This is a genomic window from Paraburkholderia sp. UCT70, from assembly GCF_050434085.1.
In the GTDB taxonomy this organism is placed as follows: domain Bacteria; phylum Pseudomonadota; class Gammaproteobacteria; order Burkholderiales; family Burkholderiaceae; genus Paraburkholderia; species Paraburkholderia tuberum.
Window position 1 is genome coordinate 575,582 of sequence record NZ_JBNPVZ010000002.1, and the last position, 16,489, is coordinate 592,070.

General features: G+C 59.0%; 7 protein-coding genes, 2 tRNA genes, 3 rRNA genes and 2 pseudogenes. 12 read left to right on the forward strand and 2 right to left on the reverse strand.

Features of this window, described 5'->3' with window-relative positions:
• The first annotated feature begins 100 nt into the window (after positions 1-100).
• A pseudogene (locus OKW41_RS04905) lies at positions 101-1,310 on the forward strand (PLP-dependent aminotransferase family protein).
• 627 nt (positions 1,311-1,937) lie between these two features.
• Complete coding sequence (locus tag OKW41_RS04910; protein WP_429445108.1) at positions 1,938-3,041, forward strand: YjgN family protein; 1,104 nt, start codon at positions 1,938-1,940, stop codon at positions 3,039-3,041.
• A 330-nt stretch (positions 3,042-3,371) separates the two neighbouring features.
• Here the strand turns inward: OKW41_RS04910 and rpoD are convergent, their stop codons facing one another.
• A complete protein-coding gene (gene rpoD, locus OKW41_RS04915; RefSeq protein ID WP_429445109.1) occupies positions 3,372-5,369 on the reverse strand; it encodes an RNA polymerase sigma factor RpoD in 1,998 nt (665 codons plus the stop codon).
• Positions 5,370-6,103: 734 nt separating this feature from the next.
• Here rpoD and OKW41_RS04920 point away from each other — a divergent pair.
• From OKW41_RS04920 to rrf, 5 genes are all read left to right on the forward strand, one after another.
• Positions 6,104-7,634 (forward strand): 16S ribosomal RNA (locus tag OKW41_RS04920).
• A 79-nt stretch (positions 7,635-7,713) separates the two neighbouring features.
• Positions 7,714-7,790 (forward strand) — tRNA-Ile (locus tag OKW41_RS04925).
• A 53-nt stretch (positions 7,791-7,843) separates the two neighbouring features.
• A tRNA-Ala gene (locus OKW41_RS04930) sits at positions 7,844-7,919 on the forward strand.
• A 366-nt stretch (positions 7,920-8,285) separates the two neighbouring features.
• A 23S ribosomal RNA gene (locus OKW41_RS04935) occupies positions 8,286-11,167 on the forward strand.
• Positions 11,168-11,419: 252 nt separating this feature from the next.
• Positions 11,420-11,533: ribosomal RNA gene (gene rrf, locus OKW41_RS04940) — 5S ribosomal RNA — on the forward strand.
• The 16S, 23S and 5S rRNA genes sit together here with 2 tRNA genes alongside, the layout of an rRNA operon.
• A gap of 172 nt (positions 11,534-11,705) precedes the next feature.
• Here rrf and OKW41_RS04945 read toward each other — a convergent pair.
• A pseudogene (locus OKW41_RS04945) lies at positions 11,706-12,918 on the reverse strand (IS3 family transposase).
• 105 nt (positions 12,919-13,023) lie between these two features.
• Between OKW41_RS04945 and tnpA the strand changes: the two are divergent.
• The 5 genes from tnpA (at position 13,024) to OKW41_RS04970 (ending at position 16,264) form a co-directional block, all read left to right on the forward strand.
• Complete coding sequence (tnpA, locus tag OKW41_RS04950) at positions 13,024-13,434, forward strand: IS66 family insertion sequence element accessory protein TnpA (protein ID WP_429445113.1); 411 nt, start codon at positions 13,024-13,026, stop codon at positions 13,432-13,434.
• Positions 13,428-13,775, forward strand: a complete 348-nt coding sequence (tnpB, locus tag OKW41_RS04955) for an IS66 family insertion sequence element accessory protein TnpB (protein ID WP_429445115.1) — start codon at positions 13,428-13,430, stop codon at positions 13,773-13,775. Before tnpA ends, tnpB begins: the two co-directional genes overlap by 7 nt.
• A gap of 65 nt (positions 13,776-13,840) precedes the next feature.
• Positions 13,841-15,361, forward strand: a complete 1,521-nt coding sequence (gene tnpC / locus OKW41_RS04960) for an IS66 family transposase (RefSeq protein ID WP_429571742.1) — start codon at positions 13,841-13,843, stop codon at positions 15,359-15,361.
• Positions 15,362-15,375: 14 nt separating this feature from the next.
• Positions 15,376-15,864 (forward strand): hypothetical protein, encoded by a 489-nt coding sequence (locus tag OKW41_RS04965; protein ID WP_429445122.1) that lies wholly within the window; start codon positions 15,376-15,378, stop codon positions 15,862-15,864.
• Positions 15,865-15,895: 31 nt separating this feature from the next.
• Positions 15,896-16,264, forward strand: coding sequence for a calcium-binding protein (locus tag OKW41_RS04970; protein ID WP_429571743.1), 369 nt, complete (start codon positions 15,896-15,898; stop codon positions 16,262-16,264).
• The last annotated feature ends 225 nt before the right edge of the window (positions 16,265-16,489 follow it).

The following is a 16,489-nucleotide window of genomic DNA, read 5'->3' on the forward strand; positions in this document are numbered from 1 at the left end:
GTAGATATCGTTTGCCGCAGAGCCCGCCGATGGCCACAATCGACGCCGATTGTCTTCGACATTCCAATCGATATCACACGAAAGGCAGGCGGCCGTCATCATGTTCTCATTCAATTCCGCATTCGAAGCCCCGAGCGGCTCGCCGATCCGCGAGCTGTTCAAATACCTCGCGCGGCCCGGCATGATCTCGTTTGCCGGCGGCTATCCGGCGAGCGATCTGTTCGACCGTGCAGGACTCGATGCCGCGGCCGCGCGCGCCTCGCAACAGCCGACGCTGTGTCTGCAATACGGCCCGACCGATGGCATCGCGATCCTCAAGGAACAGCTCGCGCAGCTGATGGCACGGCGCGGCACGCCATGCGCGCCAACAGACCTGCTGGTGACGACCGGTTCGCAACAAGGATTCGATCTGTTTGCTGCGCGTGATGGTCGCGCCCGGCGACGTCGTGCTCGTCGAGCAGCCCGCGTATCCGGCCACTTTGCAGGCGCTGAAGCTGCAACAGGCCGACGTCGTCACGGTGCCCGTCGATCAACACGGCCTCGACGTGGCGAAGCTCGCCGCGGTGCTCGAGACGGGCACGCTGCGTTGCGCTCCCAAGCTGCTGTACACGGTGCCGACGTTCGCGAATCCGACCGGCGCGACGTTGTCGCTCGAACGTCGAATCGTATTGTTGAAACTGGCGGCGCGTTATCGGTTCGTGATCGTCGAAGACGATCCGTATGGCGATCTGCGTTTCGATGGCACGGCAGTGCCTTCGCTTTTCGCATTGAGCGAGCAGGTGCCCGGTTCACGCGACTGGGTCGTGCATTTATCGAGTCTGTCGAAGATCGTCGCGCCGGGTTTGCGTGTCGGCTGGATGGTCGCGCACGCGGAGATCGTGCGGCGATGCGTGGTCGCCAAGCAGACCGTCGATCTATGCAGCGCGCCCTGGACCCAGGCGATTGCCGCCGAGTACCTCGCGAGCGGCGGGTTGGAGCGGCATCTGCCACGTATTATCGATGCGTATTCCGTCAAATGCCGCGCGCTATGCGATGCGCTCGACACGCATCTCGCGCGGCACATCGTATTTCATCGTCCGGCCGGCGGCATGTTCGTGTGGGCGCGTCTGAACGCGGCACGCGATGCGTCCGACTATCTGCGCGTGTGCATCGAACAGAACGTGATGTTCGTGCCGGGTGTCGCGTTTTACAAGGACGCGGCCGATAGAGCTGCGCTGCGCCTGTCGTTTGCCGCGCCGGGTGTGGAGGAGATTGAAACCGGCGTGCACCGAATGAACCGCGCGCTCGAGCAGTACTTCGACGAGCAATAAAATCCTGATTGCATCAACACAATCAGTGGAATGCGGCAGATTACCCGGCGAGCATCTAATGTGCAGCCGGGTTTTTTTATCCAAATGCCATAAATTGTGGCGATTTAACAGAATTCACCGCATTCCTTATTAATCGCGAATCGCGTTGAGTTCGAATACGCAATCGTTTTCGTCCGCGCGGGCCTTCTATGAGACCGACCGTGGCAAGCCGCAGATGAGGTCGTCCGGGATTGCCACGTCGAACGGCGCGTACGCGCGAGTGGCCCCTCAAATGATTGCCCCCAATGAAATCGTTATTGCATGCCTTAATTTCAAGATTATGCAATTCGAATAAATTCGGGCGTTACCAAATCTTGTAATGGAAGTGGTCGATTTATATGCGGAAATGCCATTTATAAAGATAAGAAACCGTGTAATTATCGTGCTTGCCGGCCGGCTTCCGTTTTGCGTGATTCCCGGAATGTCTGAAAGACAGGTTTTACACGGGTTCGCGCCACACGAGTCGGCCTTCGCACGGGAAAGCATCGTCGCCCGTCGCGTTCGCCCATGCATGCCGCATATGAGTGCCGCAGGAGAATGCGTGAGTGGGCCACAAAAACGTTAAATTGAGGAAAAGAGGGCAACGCAATGAATTCACTCGACGAGAAGCGGCCGCTGCTGATCTACGACGGCACGCTCGGCGACCTCTACGGCATTTTTTTCAGAAACCTTGTGCTGCAAATCGTGACGCTCGGTATTTACCGCTTCTGGGCGACCACGAACAACCGCCGCTATGTCTGGTCGCGCATGCGGTTTCAGGACGAGCGCTTCGAGTACACGGGCACCGGGGCGGAGCTATTCAAGGGCTTTCTGTTCGCGATTGTGGTCGTGTTCAGCGCGGTGTTCGCGGCTGGCGCGCTAAGCGTGGTCTTGCGCATGCTGACGAAAAGCGCGGCACTCGGTTCGCTGCCTGTCATCGCGTTGTATCTGCTGATCGTCGTGTTCGCGGCGGGTGCGTTTTTCGGCGCGCAGCGCTATCGGCTGAGCCGGACGCAGTGGTGCGGTATTCGCGGCGGCATGACCGGCTCGGCGCTCGGCTTCGGCGTGCGCGCGTTGCTTTACGCGCTGTTGTGCGTTGTCACGCTTGGCCAGATGACGCCGTGGTCATCGATGCGTCTAATGGAGTGCCGCATCAACGCGAGCAGCTTCGGTAGCCTGGCGCTTCGCTTCAAGGGGCGCGCGTGGGTCGTTTACGGTCTGTTCCTCGTTACGTTCGTCGGCGTGGTCGCGTTGTTCGCGGTGCTGTTCATGGTATTTCTGAAGGGCGCTCTCGCATCGATGCATGTCGGCCACGTGCCGGGGGCGAGTACGGCGCCGTCGCGGGCCGCGCTCGGATCGCTGTTTTTGTTTTATGCGCTGTTCTCCATCGGCACGATGCTGATCCGCGGCTTCTATGTCGTCGCGCTGACGCGCCACGTGATGGGCAATACGTCGCTCGGCTCGCAATTGCATTTCGGCAGTAACGTCAGCGTGGCGCGTCTGCTCAGTTTGCAGTGTGGCAACCTTGCGATCATCGTGTTCACGCTCGGCCTTGGGGCGCCAATCGTGCTGCATCGGCTGATGCGCTTTGCCGTCGACACGCTGCAGGTTTCCGGCTACCTCGATCCGCATATGCTGGGGCAAAGCACCGTGGCGGCGCCGCTTACCGGCGAGGGCATGCTGAATCTGCTCGATCATGGTGGCGCCTTCTGAGATTGGACTCGCGTTGAGAGCGCGGCAATGGACGGCGGTTCGCAAGATGTGCGGCAAGCAACGAGACACGCGACTCATCTCAGGCGCGAGCGCGAAACGCAGTACGCTCAATGAGTTAGCGCAGTCATGCGCAGGTTGTCCACAAGCTTGTTCCCAAAATCTGTGGACAACAGGGGGAAGCGAAGCGGAGAATTCGCGCCTGAAGAATGGTGGAAAAGTACAGCACAAAAGCAAACAGCGGGACTCACCGTCGACCGGTTCATCCCGCTGCTTGTGTATGACGATGTGGGCGGCTTGCCGTGCAGCGCGCACGGCAAGCGTGGCAAACGCTTATCGGTCGAGGAACGACTTCAGACGGTCCGCACGGCTCGGATGCATGAGCTTGCGCATCGCCTTGCTCTCGATCTGACGGATCCGCTCGCGGGTCACGTCGAACTGCTTGCCCACTTCTTCAAGCGTGTGATCCGACTTCGTGTTGATGCCATAGCGCATGCGCAGCACCTTCGCTTCGCGCGGGGACAGCGAGTCGAGCGCGTCGTCGATCGCGGCACGCAGGTCGGCCTGCATCGCGGCATCCGCCGGCGACGATACGCCAGCGTCTTCGATCATGTCGCCCAGCGTCGCATCGCCGTCGTCGCCGACCGGCGTTTCGAGCGATACGGGTTGCTTCGCGATCTTCAGAATGCCGCGCACCTTCTCTTCCGACAGTTCCATGCGTTCCGCGAGCACCGCAGGATGCGCTTCCTGGCCGGTCTGCTGCAGGATCTCGCGCGAAATGCGGTTCAGCTTGTTGATCGTTTCGATCATGTGCACCGGCACGCGGATCGTGCGCGCCTGATCGGCGAGCGAACGAGTGACGGCCTGACGGACCCACCACGTCGCGTACGTCGAAAACTTCCAGCCACGACGGTATTCAAACTTGTCCACGGCCTTCATCAGACCGATGTTGCCTTCCTGGATCAGGTCGAGGAACAGCATGCCGCGGTTCACGTACTTCTTCGCGATCGAGATCACGAGACGCAGGTTCGCCTCGATCATCTCGCTCTTGGCCTTGCGCATCTTCGATTCGGCCGCGACCATCTGGCGGTTGATTTCTTTCAGATGCTTGAGCGGCAGCGACACCGTCGCTTCGATGTCGATCAGCTTCTGCTGTTCGGACTGGATGGCCGGCAGGTGACGCTCGAGCGCCGCACCATAGGTCGACGCGCCGGTGCGCGCGGCACGCTCGGTCCAGCCGAGGTCGGCCTCGCTACCCGCGAACGTTTCGATGAACTTCTCGCGCGGCATGCCGGCCTTCGAGACGACAATCTGCAAAATGTTGCGCTCGATCGCGCGCACTTGCGCGACCTGGCGCTGCACGTCGCCGCACAGACGGTCGATCGTGCGTGCGGTGAAGCGGATCTTCGCGAGGTGCTGCTGAATGTCTTCGCGTGCGCGCAGATAGGCCTTCGACGTGACGTCGCCGCGCGTGTGCGACGCGTTCATCTGGTCGTACAGAATGCCGACCTGGGCGAAGATTTCGAGGCAGTCGCTCGTGAGCTGCTTCAGGCGAGCTTCGTCCGCCGCCGACGAATCGGCCGGACCGACGTCGTCGTCTTCTTCGTCTTCCCTGTTTTCGTCGGCGTTGCTGTCTTCATCGGCATCCGTGTCGGCGCTCGCGACTTCTTCTGCGGCGGCCGTCTCTTCATTCAGGCCGTCGACGAGTTCGTCGATGCGCAGCTCGCCGTCGACAACCTGCTGCGCGCTCGCGAGGATCGCGGAGATCGCGAGCGGGCACGCGGCGATCGCTTGCACCATTTCGTGCAGGCCGTCTTCGATGCGCTTCGCAATCGCGATTTCGCCTGCGCGGGTGAGCAACTCGGTCGCGCCCATTTCGCGCATGTACATACGCACGGGGTCGGTGGTGCGGCCGAACTCGGAGTCGACGGTCGACAGCGCGACTTCGGTTTCCTCGTCCGCCTGGTCGTCCGACACCACGGCGGGGGAATTCGAGTTGAGCAGCAGCGTTTCCGCGTCAGGGGCCTGCTCGTAGACCTGCACGCCCATGTCGCTGAACGCGCTGACGATGCTGTCGATCGCGGCGGTTGCGGTGAAATTGTCGGGCAGGTGGTCGTTGATCTGCGCGTGGGTCAGGTAGCCTTGCTCTTTACCCAGCTGGATCAGTGCGCGCATCAGGCGCTGGCGTTCTTCGGCTTGTTGCGGCAGCAGCTCGGCTGCCACGGGAATCGCTTTGCCGGCGCCCTTGCCTTTGGCCGAACGGCCGGACGGAACTTTGGCAGTGAAGGCGGCGGTGTCGTGTTGCGAATCTTCGCGATCAAAAGGGTTCACGTAATTTCCTCTAGAGGCTTCGCTATGAGACGCAAGACGCTACCGTCAGGCGTTTCGAGCAGGGCTCAGCATCACCTGATGTGACTCAACGCGGTTGTTGGGCTGTGCTCTGGGGAGCAAAAAAGATGAGCCCGCTCGAAGCGGGCCGATGGATATGCGAAATTTTGCGCGGCTCGCATTATATACGAGCTTGGGGGTTCGCGCTCATGGGTGCACATCAAATCATCGCCGCTGTTGTCGCAGGCATGCGTGAGGCTACGCAGGTGCATAGTCCGTGGCCATGCGCGCGTCGTAACCTAGATAGGGGCGAGTTGCTCCTTGCGCAAGGGGGCTCCATGTCGTTTTCCTGTATATGGAGTCGTATCCTCGCATGCTGTCCCCAAATGCTGTCCCCCAAAAGAAATTCGCAGAAGGGTATTGACGTGTTGTCGACCGCTCTCCATAATCCCGTTTCTCTGCTGCAGACGCAGCGACGCAAACGAAGCAGTGCCGGGTAGTGGTGGTTCAGGCGCGGCGGGTCTGGCGGACCGATCTTTAAAAACTAACAGTCGATAAGTGTGGGCGCTTGATGCGGAATGCGGCGGCGGATTCTGTGGAATCTGCTGTCAGGCAGAAGTATCAGAAGCCTCACACAGTATTGGAGGAAGGTTTGTCTGTCGGAAGACGGATCAATCATCGTCAGTACGTTGAGTGAGCGACCGGGTTCGAGAGAGCCCGAAAACAGTAACAGGTTTGAACTGAAGAGTTTGATCCTGGCTCAGATTGAACGCTGGCGGCATGCCTTACACATGCAAGTCGAACGGCAGCACGGACTTCGGTCTGGTGGCGAGTGGCGAACGGGTGAGTAATACATCGGAACGTGTCCTGGAGTGGGGGATAGCCCGGCGAAAGCCGGATTAATACCGCATACGCTCGGGAGAGGAAAGCGGGGGATCGCAAGACCTCGCGCTCAAGGGGCGGCCGATGGCAGATTAGGTAGTTGGTGGGGTAAAGGCCTACCAAGCCGACGATCTGTAGCTGGTCTGAGAGGACGACCAGCCACACTGGGACTGAGACACGGCCCAGACTCCTACGGGAGGCAGCAGTGGGGAATTTTGGACAATGGGCGCAAGCCTGATCCAGCAATGCCGCGTGTGTGAAGAAGGCCTTCGGGTTGTAAAGCACTTTTGTCCGGAAAGAAAACCTCGTGGCTAATATCCGTGAGGGATGACGGTACCGGAAGAATAAGCACCGGCTAACTACGTGCCAGCAGCCGCGGTAATACGTAGGGTGCGAGCGTTAATCGGAATTACTGGGCGTAAAGCGTGCGCAGGCGGTGCTGTAAGACCGATGTGAAATCCCCGGGCTTAACCTGGGAACTGCATTGGTGACTGCAGCGCTGGAGTATGGCAGAGGGGGGTGGAATTCCACGTGTAGCAGTGAAATGCGTAGAGATGTGGAGGAACACCGATGGCGAAGGCAGCCCCCTGGGCCAATACTGACGCTCATGCACGAAAGCGTGGGGAGCAAACAGGATTAGATACCCTGGTAGTCCACGCCCTAAACGATGTCAACTGGTTGTCGGGCCTTCATTGGCTTGGTAACGTAGCTAACGCGTGAAGTTGACCGCCTGGGGAGTACGGTCGCAAGATTAAAACTCAAAGGAATTGACGGGGACCCGCACAAGCGGTGGATGATGTGGATTAATTCGATGCAACGCGAAAAACCTTACCTACCCTTGACATGTATGGAATCCTGCCGAGAGGCGGGAGTGCCCGAAAGGGAGCCGTAACACAGGTGCTGCATGGCTGTCGTCAGCTCGTGTCGTGAGATGTTGGGTTAAGTCCCGCAACGAGCGCAACCCTTGTCCCTAGTTGCTACGCAAGAGCACTCCAGGGAGACTGCCGGTGACAAACCGGAGGAAGGTGGGGATGACGTCAAGTCCTCATGGCCCTTATGGGTAGGGCTTCACACGTCATACAATGGTCGGAACAGAGGGTTGCCAAGCCGCGAGGTGGAGCCAATCCCGGAAAACCGATCGTAGTCCGGATCGCACTCTGCAACTCGGGTGCGTGAAGCTGGAATCGCTAGTAATCGCGGATCAGCATGCCGCGGTGAATACGTTCCCGGGTCTTGTACACACCGCCCGTCACACCATGGGAGTGGGTTTTACCAGAAGTGGCTAGTCTAACCGCAAGGAGGACGGTCACCACGGTAGGATTCATGACTGGGGTGAAGTCGTAACAAGGTAGCCGTATCGGAAGGTGCGGCTGGATCACCTCCTTTCCAGAGCTGTGCATTCACTGCACTCAAGTGCTCACGCTTATCGGCTGTGGTTAATGGAAGCAACGCAGACAGACATCAGGGGTCTGTAGCTCAGCCGGTTAGAGCACCGTCTTGATAAGGCGGGGGTCGATGGTTCGAATCCATCCAGACCCACCACGGTCTTGTCTGGTGAGCTGAAGGGCTGGGGCCGCTGGAATAGCTGTGGGACTGGGGGATTAGCTCAGCTGGGAGAGCACCTGCTTTGCAAGCAGGGGGTCGTCGGTTCGATCCCGTCATCCTCCACCAATCCTCAATGCGCAGGGTTCTGCCTGAAGGCAGAGCGTTGCGCATTGGCGATTGAGCCAGTCAGGGCGGTATGAGGCACAGGCTTCATACCGGCTGCCGTTCTTTAACAATCAGGAAGAAGTAGTAAAGAGATTCACGAAAGCATACCTGGAGATGGGTGTGTGAGTAGGTGAATCAGGGTTGTGATTGTATCGATGTATTTTAAAGGTGATCGAAAGATTGCCTTGGAATACGGCGCAACACGAATACTCAACCTGTAACGGAACGTGAATGGTCGACTCCTTTGGGAACCTGTCCCCTCCGGGGATGGGACCAGAGTAAGCGCTAAAGCGCTAACACTGGTCGACAGAGACACACCCGTTATAGGGTCAAGCGAACAAGTGCATGTGGTGGATGCCTTGGCGATCACAGGCGATGAAGGACGCGGTAGCCTGCGAAAAGCTCCGGGGAGCTGGCAAACGAGCATTGATCCGGAGATGTCCGAATGGGGAAACCCACTCCTAATGGAGTATCCGTAGCTGAATCCATAGGCTGCGTGAAGCGAACGCGGTGAACTGAAACATCTAAGTAACCGCAGGAAAAGAAATCAACCGAGATTCCCAGAGTAGTGGCGAGCGAAATGGGATCAGCCTGTACACGTTATCTGTATTGTTAGTCGAACGCTCTGGAAAGTGCGGCCATAGCAGGTGATAGCCCTGTAGACGAAAACAGCATGGAAGAACTGGGTGTACGAGAAGTAGGGCGGGACACGTGAAATCCTGTCTGAAGATGGGGGGACCATCCTCCAAGGCTAAATACTCGTGATCGACCGATAGTGAACCAGTACCGTGAGGGAAAGGCGAAAAGAACCCCGGGAGGGGAGTGAAACAGATCCTGAAACCGCATGCATACAAACAGTCGGAGCCTCTGCGAAGGGGTGACGGCGTACCTTTTGTATAATGGGTCAGCGACTTACATTCAGTGGCGAGCTTAACCGATTAGGGCAGGCGTAGCGAAAGCGAGTCCGAACAGGGCGTCCAGTCGCTGGGTGTAGACCCGAAACCAGGTGATCTATCCATGGCCAGGTTGAAGGCACGGTAACACGTGCTGGAGGACCGAACCCACTAACGTTGAAAAGTTAGGGGATGAGCTGTGGATAGGGGTGAAAGGCTAAACAAACCTGGAAATAGCTGGTTCTCTCCGAAAACTATTTAGGTAGTGCCTCGTGTATCACCTTCGGGGGTAGAGCACTGTCATGGTTGTGGGGTCCATTGCGGATTACTACGCCATAGCAAACTCCGAATACCGAAGAGTGCAATCACGGGAGACAGACATCGGGTGCTAACGTCCGGTGTCAAGAGGGAAACAACCCAGACCGCCAGCTAAGGTCCCCAAATATGGCTAAGTGGGAAACGAAGTGGGAAGGCTAAAACAGTCAGGAGGTTGGCTTAGAAGCAGCCACCCTTTAAAGAAAGCGTAATAGCTCACTGATCGAGTCGTCCTGCGCGGAAGATGTAACGGGGCTAAGCCATATACCGAAGCTGCGGATGCACAGCAATGTGCATGGTAGGAGAGCGTTCCGTAAGCCTGCGAAGGTGCACTGGAAAGTGTGCTGGAGGTATCGGAAGTGCGAATGCTGACATGAGTAGCGATAAAGGGGGTGAAAGGCCCCCTCGCCGTAAGCCCAAGGTTTCCTACGCAACGTTCATCGGCGTAGGGTGAGTCGGCCCCTAAGGCGAGGCAGAAATGCGTAGCTGATGGGAAGCAGATTAATATTTCTGCACCATTGTGAAATGCGATGGGGGGACGGATCGCGGAAGGTTGTCCGGGTGTTGGAAGTCCCGGTCCTTGCATTGGAGAAGGCGCTTTGGCAAATCCGGGCGCGGAATTCAAGGGTGCGAGGCGAGTCGCTCAGGCGACGAAGCAACTGGAAGGGGTTCCAGGAAAAGCCTCTAAGCTTCAGTTTCACAGTGACCGTACCGCAAACCGACACAGGTGGGCGAGATGAGTATTCTAAGGCGCTTGAGAGAACTCGGGAGAAGGAACTCGGCAAATTGGTACCGTAACTTCGGGATAAGGTACGCCCTCATAGCCTGACTGGCCTGCGCCAGAAGGGTGAAAGGGTTGCAATAAACTGGTGGCTGCGACTGTTTAATAAAAACACAGCACTCTGCAAACACGAAAGTGGACGTATAGGGTGTGACGCCTGCCCGGTGCCGGAAGATTAAATGATGGGGTGCAAGCTCCTGATTGAAGTCCCGGTAAACGGCGGCCGTAACTATAACGGTCCTAAGGTAGCGAAATTCCTTGTCGGGTAAGTTCCGACCTGCACGAATGGCGTAACGATGGCCACACTGTCTCCTCCCGAGACTCAGCGAAGTTGAAGTGTTTGTGATGATGCAATCTCCCCGCGGCTAGACGGAAAGACCCCATGAACCTTTACTGTAGCTTTGCATTGGACTTTGAACCGGTCTGTGTAGGATAGGTGGGAGGCTATGAAGCGTGGACGCCAGTCTGCGTGGAGCCGTCCTTGAAATACCACCCTGATCTGTTTGAGGTTCTAACCTTGGCCCGTGATCCGGGTCGGGGACAGTGCATGGTAGGCAGTTTGACTGGGGCGGTCTCCTCCCAAAGTGTAACGGAGGAGTACGAAGGTACGCTAGGTACGGTCGGAAATCGTGCTGATAGTGCAATGGCATAAGCGTGCTTGACTGTGAGACTGACAAGTCGAACAGGTGCGAAAGCAGGTCATAGTGATCCGGTGGTTCTGTATGGAAGGGCCATCGCTCAACGGATAAAAGGTACTCTGGGGATAACAGGCTGATACCGCCCAAGAGTTCATATCGACGGCGGTGTTTGGCACCTCGATGTCGGCTCATCTCATCCTGGGGCTGTAGCCGGTCCCAAGGGTATGGCTGTTCGCCATTTAAAGAGGTACGTGAGCTGGGTTTAAAACGTCGTGAGACAGTTTGGTCCCTATCTGCCGTGGGCGCTGGATATTTGAAGGGGGCTGCTCCTAGTACGAGAGGACCGGAGTGGACGAACCTCTGGTGTACCGGTTGTCACGCCAGTGGCATCGCCGGGTAGCTATGTTCGGAAGAGATAACCGCTGAAAGCATCTAAGCGGGAAACTCGCCTTAAGATGAGATATCCCCGGGGCTTCGAGCCCCTTGAAGGGTCGTTCAAGACCAGGACGTTGATAGGTCAGGTGTGCACGTACAGTAATGTACTGAGCTAACTGATACTAATTGCCCGTAAGGCTTGATCCTATAACCGGTGTGTTTTGCGGTCAGCGTGAGCGCTTCAGCTGTCGGCCGGAGTTAGTGCTTCAGCACTTACTCCGGGCCCATGCAAAGCGCTTACCCGGACCCCACCCCCGAAGGGGGCAGGAACACGCACACGGTTGAGATCGGTGTTGTGCCAGAAACAACACAACCCCCACCCGAATCCTTTACGCTTCTTCCCGATTGGCTGTGGCGCAACCGGTTGACTCCAACCCTGCGACGCAGCAACCCGTCATGCCTGATGACCATAGCGAGTCGGTCCCACCCCTTCCCATCCCGAACAGGACCGTGAAACGACTCCACGCCGATGATAGTGCGGATTGCCCGTGTGAAAGTAGGTAATCGTCAGGCTCCTCCCCAGTCAGAAACCCCACCCGCCGCGGTGGGGTTTTTGCGCTTACGCGGCCGACTTTGCGCGCTGTATCCGTCAGCGCACCCCGTCTTGAGCGCAAGTACGCGCGGTGCGAAGGTGTAGCCATCGTAACGACGGAGTGGATTTGCCCCTGTACCTCCGGACACCGCCTCACACTTGAGTTGATGAATCGGTCCTGCGCCTGAACTCGCGTGGCGAGCGGTACTTCAGCGCGCTATGAGGGTGTTGCTCGTTGTAATGCTCGAACGCGACGGCGAGATTGCGCGCTGCGGTTGCGGCATCTGGCTTCGGCATGAAGGCGACATAGTCACGCTTCATCGTTTTCACGAAGCTTTCTGCCATGCCGTTACTTTGCGGGCTGCACACCGGTGTGGTCAACGGTTTCAAACCAATGTCAGACGCAAAGGTCCTGGTTTTCTCCGCCGTGTAGCCTGAGCCGTTGTCCGTCAGCCGTTCAATTTCAGCCGGTGCCTTCGAGACGTTGCCAAAGCGCTTCTCGACGGCTGCCAGCATGACGTCACGCACACCACGTCGCCACTGTGGCCACCAGTTGTCGCCACCCAGCTCATCGCTTCACGGTCACAGCAATCCAGAGCGAACGTGACACGCAGCGGCTCACCGTTGTCGCAACGAAACTCAAAGCCGTCCGAGCACCAGCGCTGGTTGCTCTTCGCCACCGCGACCTTGCCATCGTGCCGGCGCTGCGGGCGTCGAGGGAGCGCTTTGCGCTGTAGCAGGAGGCCGTGAACGCGCATTACCCGGTACACCCGTTTGGCATTGACGGGGGCCGCGCTCTGATTCTCCCGCTGCCGACGCAACATACCCCAGACCCGGCGATAACCATAGCTCGGCAGGTCAGTGACGGTCAGCCGTATTTCTTCGACCAGCCCGGCATCGTCCATCTTCCTGGCGCTGCGTCCCTCCTGCCAGTCGGCTGGACGTGCAAGCCTTGCCGCCACGTTTGAGCGCGCTACACCGAGAACGTCGCAGACCTGCTTCACTGCTCGTCCCCCGGCAAAGAGGGTGGGCGCGCAATCCATTTTCGCGACTTCGCCACCTCCACCGCCTCACGGCGAATCTCGTTCTCCATTGTCTTTTTGCCGAGCAGTCGCTGGAGTTCCCTGATTTGCTTCAGCGCATCGCTCAGCTCCGACGCTGGTACGACTTCCTCGCCGGTACTGACAGCCGACAGGCTGCCATCCTGATACAGCGTGCGCCAGTGAAACAGCTGGTTCGGATTCACGCCGTGCTGGCGTGCAACCATCGAGACCGACTTGCCCGGCTCGAAACTCTCTCTCACCATCGCCAGCTTCTCTTCGGCCGACCACCGCCGCCGGCGTTCCGGTCCCGTCAACACTTCCATCACTTCTTTTTGTTGTTAGTCAAAAACAAAGTCGTATGCCTACCCGCCATTTTTAGGGGGAAACTGTGTCCGGCGATTCAGGAGACCGCTCCACGGAGCAATGCGATGGAGAACACCACGGGAGAGACTGTATCGACGGGCACGCGACGGCCTCGGCAGGGTGAGGCGTTCTGGCGAGAGATGGTCATGGCTTGGAAAGGAAGCGGACTTGGCGAGCGTCGCTTCTGCCGTGAGCAGGGACTTGCCGTCAGTACGTTCGGTCTGTGGCGCAAGAGACTGTCGAGCCTGGAGCATGAAGCCGAGCGTCCGCTGGCGCTCACCGTTGACGCGGCGTTCGTCGTTTCCCATGCGGGCATCGGGGCGCCTCCAGCGGTGCCATCACCGACAGTGGACACGTCGTCTACGCGTGATCGGGTGATGCTGTCACTCGCCGGAGTTCGCATCGAACTGACGGACGCGCACGCCGAGCGCATTGTGCGCTTCGTGCTCGGGCAGCCTGGAGGTGCGCGGTGCTGATCGCCGCCGACGTTCGTGCCTACATCTGCCGTGATCCGGTCGACATGCGCAAGTCGATCGACACACTGTCGTATCTGGTCGAACCGCTTCTTGCCCAGAAGCCGGCTTCTGGCAATCTGTTCGTGTTCATTGGTCGGGACCGCACGAAGGTCAAGTGCCTGTATTGGGATCGCACCGGTTTCGCGCTCTGGTACAAGCGGCTTGAACACGGACATTTTCCATCACCGTCGTCACCCGCCCAACGCGGCTTCACGCTCGCTGAACTCAGCGCCTGGCTGGAAGGCATCGAGATCCCGGCGCGCGAGCCGCATTGTGCCGTCGCGGTGACGCGCGTGAGCTGACTTTGCTCTCGCCTGCGTAGATACGACGCTGCGGCATCTTGTAAACGTCGCGCGAGTTGGGCATCATGACAGGCATGCCGCCCTCTGCCATCACTGTCGCGGAATTGCCGGTCGAGCCCGATGCGCTGCAAGCCTTCGCGCTCGAACAGAACCGGCTGGCATGCGTGCTTTGGGAGCAACTGGAAACACTGCAACACCAGATTGCCCAGGCGAACCGCGCTCGCTTCGGGGCGAGTTCCGAGCGGCCGGCGGGCCAGGCGGAGCTGTTCGATGCCGCGAGGGAGTTACCCGTTCCGCCCGAGCCCGCCGAGGTTCCGGTCACGGGCCACACCCGCAAGGGACGTCCGGCCCTGCCGAAGGACCTGCCGCGCACGCGCATTGAATACGATCTGAGCGACGAACAGAAGGCGGCATTCGATTCGCTCGAACGCAACGGCGAAGAGCGCAGCGAGACGCTGCACTACGAGCCATCCAGGCTCACCGTCATTGAGCATATCCGCTTCAGGTACGCGGCAAAGAAGGTTGGCGAGTCGACCATCGTGACGGCCAGCGCCCAGCCGTCGCCGCTGCCGAAGAGCAACGCGAGCGCGAGCCTGCTGGCTAACATCCTGGCCAACACCTACGTCGATCATCTGCCATTGAACCGGCAGGAGATGCGCTATGCACGACGTGGTGTGCACCTGCCCCGCGCAACGTTGTGCGAATGGAAGCTGGCGGCAGCCGAACTGCTCGAAGTGCTGCTGCCACCGCTACGGGCTCACCAGTTGCAGGCGCCTCGCATGCACGTGGACACGTCATTGCCATTGCTCGAGAAGGGTCGCAAGGCCACACGCACCGCGCGATTATGGGGATACCTGGGCGCCGGCCAACGTGAGAAGAACGGCATCTGGGTCGACCATCCGCGGGCGGTCGTGTTCGAGTTCGCTGAGTGGCGCGCGGGTTCGCATCCGCTACGGTACCTGCAAAGGTACAAAGGCTATCTGCAGGCCGACGCATACAGCGGACATGACGCGCTCTACGAAACCGGCGCCATCGTCGAGGTCGGATGTTGGGCCCATTGCCGCCGACGCTTCTTCGAAATCGCGAAGGTGCAAAGCAAACCAGGACTTGCCGCGCAGGCGCTGCAGTGGATCGCGCAGTTGTATGCGATCGAGTCGCGGATCAAGGACCAGACGCCTGACCTCAAATATGCGGCGCGGCAAACTGAAGCACTGCCGCTACTTGCGCTGTTCCAGCAATGGCTGGAAGGCAACGTCATCGGCTTGCCGGCTCAGGCGCCGCTTGCAAAGGCCTTCGGCTATGCGTTACGTCACTGGCCGGCGCTCGTTCGCTACACTGAGAGCGGCATCCTGCTGCCGGACAACAACGCGCTCGAGCGGCAAATCAGACCCATTGCCCTCGGAAGGGCGAACTGGCTGTTCGCGGGCTCGCCGCGCGGCGCCCGCGCGACCGCCACGATGTATTCGCTGCTCGGCACGGCTCGCCTGAACGGTTTCGAGCCGTACGCATGGCTCAAGGACACGCTCGAGAAGCTGCCGTCGCATCCTGTCAATCGCGTGCACGAACTGTTGCCGCTCGCCCGTTAAACGCCCTCACATTCATGGACATTCTCGACTCACTTCGGCAGGCGCCCAGCGCCGAACTCTATCGCCTTTATCTCGCCGTCGGAAAAATGCTCGATGATCCCCGACGCATTCTGGAAGTACGGCAGCGCCTGCACCTCGGCATGGCTATCAGTTATATCGCCGACAACCCGCTGGCCCCTCCATTGCAGGGAACCGTCGTTGAGCTTCGGCAAACACAGGCGGTCGTTCAGGACAATGCGAGCCGGCGCCGCTGGGCGCTACCGTACGCGGCGATCATTGCCGATAGCGCAGCCCCGATTCATCCTGAACCGGCACCGCCACCGCGCGCACAACGCGAAGAGTTCTTCGTCGGCGACACCGTCGGTTTCACGGACAAACACCTGAGCGAGCGTGTCGGCACCATCGTCAGACTCAACTCGAAAACGGCCTCGATTGCCGTGACAGATTCCGAGGGGCACTGGCGCGTTTCCTACGGCCTGCTGCGGCGTATCGTCGATCTATAGCCCCTATCAACACCGGTCGGAAGACAACATCATGGCCAAGCCCAGGATCGACGCAAAACGTGAACATCGCATTGAGATGGAAGTGGTGGTCGACGCCTATACCGAGGAAGAGCGGGCGATGTCGTGGTACTGCTATCTGGAAGAACAGCTCTCGTTTCCATTCGAGGCCGGCGTTCGCCAGGCAATGGCCTCTTCACCGCTGCACCCGAGTGAACACGTCTCGGTCACCGGACTCGCTCATGAAGACCTGTGTCGGGTTGGCATCTTCGTCCGGGTTCGGTGGGGCCAACGTGAGGTGGTGGCACCCCTGGCTCAGATCACCCCCGTGAACAGCGATAAACCGACACGACTCGCCGTCGCTGACTGGCACTACTGGCACGATCAAGGTTACGCGTTCTGACATCCAGCGAGCCGTCGCACTGCCGCAGCGGGATCTCGCTCACCTCGTCCTGATCTCTCGCAGCGTTGTTGGTCTCGTACTAAATTCCAACTTCTGACGGGTTGCGCTGATGGATACTGCGCGCTTCACTACTTTCCGATCCGCGACGCATCCGCGTAACCCTGCGACTTCCGACGCGGTCGTCCAAAATCCGTGTCCTTCTGGCTCGGCCGGCCAGCACCTCCT

What these genes read in the sequence shown, in the direction of transcription:
- OKW41_RS04910 (WP_429445108.1), top strand. Translation starts at nt 1,938, where the DNA reads ATGAATTCACTCGACGAGAAGCGGCCGCTGCTGATCTACGACGGCACG.
- tnpA (WP_429445113.1), top strand. Translation starts at nt 13,024, where the DNA reads ATGGAGAACACCACGGGAGAGACTGTATCGACGGGCACGCGACGGCCT.
- tnpC (WP_429571742.1), top strand. Translation starts at nt 13,841, where the DNA reads ATGACAGGCATGCCGCCCTCTGCCATCACTGTCGCGGAATTGCCGGTC.
- OKW41_RS04965 (WP_429445122.1), top strand. Translation starts at nt 15,376, where the DNA reads ATGGACATTCTCGACTCACTTCGGCAGGCGCCCAGCGCCGAACTCTAT.
- OKW41_RS04970 (WP_429571743.1), top strand. Translation starts at nt 15,896, where the DNA reads ATGGCCAAGCCCAGGATCGACGCAAAACGTGAACATCGCATTGAGATG.